This is a genomic window from Peribacillus sp. P4_C12 (assembly GCF_056402095.1).
This window is the reverse complement of sequence record NZ_JBFUIB010000460.1, coordinates 1-2,861: the sequence shown is the minus strand read 5'-3', so window position 1 is coordinate 2,861 and position 2,861 is coordinate 1. Positions and strand designations below refer to the sequence as shown.

Here is a 2,861-nt window from a genome sequence, read left to right as displayed (position 1 = left end):
CGTTCCTCTTCTGCTTGCCTTCTGGCTTGTTCCGCCAATACCTCAGCTTTTCTTCTTTCCCTGTTCTCCTCATCTTCTTCAAATATTTTCTGGTGCAATGATTCATTAAAAGGAGTCTTCGCAAGTTTCAGTAAATCAGATAGGTATTCTTCTTGAAGTTCATCAAAACAAGCCTGTGACAAATCAGCCAATTCATCTCGAAGCATTCCTTGAAGGGCTCCCGAAGTCAATTTTTCCCCATATGCTTCCAAAAAATCATGGTGCAGTGTTACAGGTAAATGGTTAATGAACTTTTTTGGAGCGAACCCTAAAATAAACTCTGAAATTAGCCTTTCATACCTATAAAAATAATTTTCATATTCGTAATGATTCTTCCCCCAATCAAACAAGGAGTGTATATCACCTGTTAGTTCTTCAAAAAAATCAGTTACCATTAAGTATTCTGTTGATTCAAACAAACCTGCTTCCACCAATTGTTCTTCTAGCATATATGGGGTAACATATTGAAACTTCGGTTTATTTTGAAGATCAGCTACTAATATTTCAGCGATATAATACCTAACATGCAAATATAAAAGAAGCGAACTCTTCTCAAAAAAAGTATTAGCTTCGTCTTGAAGCCTTTCACGTACTTTCCACCGCTCATTAGCCAGCCGTTGTTCTTCTTGTCGTTTAAAGAAGTTTTCCCTTGCTTTTTTATATCTCTCCTCCCATTCTTCCTGATTTTCAGAGAAGGTAATTTTGATCCAGGTTAATACATCAAAAGGACGATAGCTCTTTAATTCATTGCGGAACAAGCTGTTGATTAGCTTGTGATCTGACCCTTCAGTAACAAAGCCCCTTTCGTTTAGAAATCCCCTTTTTTCTTTTCTAGGCACATCGTTTGAAGCCTTACTCAACCAGACATTGATCCATATCTGCTCTATATAAGACATCCTGTCAGATATGTACGTCGAATAAGAAGGTAATGTCTCTTGATTCTCTAAATAAAAATCCATATCCTGGATGATTTTTTGTTTTGTATTCTCTATTGCAATTGGGTATATATTTTCTAATTTTCCCATAATGATCCCCTTTTGAATTTCCTGTATGTAAGTTTACTCTTTTTCTTATTTATCCTCTCCAAAACAATTTTTTAAATTATCTCCACGCATGTTTTATCTGCAAAATTCATAAGAACTTAACCGTTCGTTAAAGAAATGTACAAACGCAACCTTGCAGATAATATGATAAATCATACCAGGTGTGTTAGGTAAATGGTACTCTTACCATTTCATGTACAGTATAATACATGATAGTTAGATTAGTTACTTATTATAATGGAATTTCATCGAGAAGTGATACAAATCACGTCTTATTGATTTTGCAGAGGAAACGTATGAATGACAATACATTGACTAATGCTTATGTAAAAGGTATATAAGGTAGATTTTAAATGAGGGTAAGGAAAATAATGATTTTTCAATTTATCCGAAATATAATAAGGATCATGAGTATACTGACAAAACATTCTGAACTTAGAAATATAGAGAGTGTTACTTACATAATCGATAACATATGTGTCCTTTATAAATGAATTCAAACTGTCACGGCAATCAATATATTGCTCTTGAGTCTTTCTAGTTGATTATGAAAAATAACATCCAGAAAAGCTAAAAAGACTATAGAAAAAGGGGAGCCTGAAAATGATTCAGCATGATATCAATTACTATAAAAATTTCGACTCTATCGCAAAAGAGGTATTAGCATTATTAGCTCATACGATAGAGGTCAATACATTCTTCCTTTCTATTCGTAGTCCTTTACAAAGTTTTATGATTAAATCTTTTAACCGAAATGCAGAGCTAATATTTGAAGGAGACACCCTTCCTTATAATATGGTTTTTTGCAAATTAGTTGTTGAAAATGATTTGGAACCACTTGTTATCCCCAACTTAAAGCAACATCCCTTGACAAGCGATCATCCTATAACGAAGATTATTGGAAACGGATGTTTTATGGGCTATCCCCTAACAAATGGGGATAATATCTTCGGGACACTTTGTGCTTTTGACATTAAACCTTTTGATTTCAAAGAGTATGATGTGATACTCATTAAGTCTTTGGCAACTTTAATCAGTCAATCAATCGTTCTTGAAAATGGGATTATCAGGGACTCATTGACAGGTCTCTATAATCGGAACTTCATTTATAATTATTTCAATTATAATAAGGAAAAAATACACAATGAAATGGCTATACTTTATATTGATTTGGATCATTTTAAATATTTCAATGACTCTTTTGGTCATGATATCGGAGACTCTGTTATTAAAAGGACGGCTGAATGTCTATTGCAATTTGTACCCGAGGAGAGTTATGTGGCACGAATCGGCGGGGATGAATTTATCGTTTTGTTACCTACATCTCAGTGTGAGGATCTCTTAATAAGCACCCAACAAAAGGCTGAATTCATTTTAAAACAATTATCCACCATGCCCATTCACATTAATGGAAATGTTTATTTTGTCTCCGCAAGCATCGGGATAAGTTTTTATCCTGACAATGGAACCGAAATGGAGTCACTTTTGAAAAAAGCGGATTGGACAATGTATAAGGCTAAAGAGTCTGGACGAAAAAAAATCCAATACTATCAAGAATGATTTTTGCACTTCTAAATAAATAAAAAAACCAGTGTTTATTACACACTGGTCTTCCATTATCGTAAAAAGATCCAACGTTTCGCTTTCAACCTTTGCAGGAGCTTCAGCAAGTCAGCATTTTCTTTATGTATCCGTTTCTCAGATGGTGAAGCGGAGGGGGCCGGGAAGTTCACTCTCTCGGGTTTTTTGTTCATATACGAAAGACCCTTCCTATTCTTT

General features: G+C 34.4%; 1 protein-coding gene and 1 pseudogene. One reads left to right on the top strand and one right to left on the bottom strand.

Annotated elements, in window-relative coordinates; translation table 11 throughout:
* Positions 1 to 1,064 (bottom strand): annotated as a pseudogene (locus AC1DUW_RS24895) (RNA helicase); the annotation flags it as partial.
* 621 nt (positions 1,065 to 1,685) lie between these two features.
* Between AC1DUW_RS24895 and AC1DUW_RS24890 the strand changes: the two are divergent.
* Positions 1,686 to 2,642, top strand: a complete 957-nt coding sequence (locus tag AC1DUW_RS24890) for a sensor domain-containing diguanylate cyclase (RefSeq protein ID WP_477643728.1) — start codon at positions 1,686 to 1,688, stop codon at positions 2,640 to 2,642.
* Positions 2,643 to 2,861: the final 219 nt, after the last annotated feature.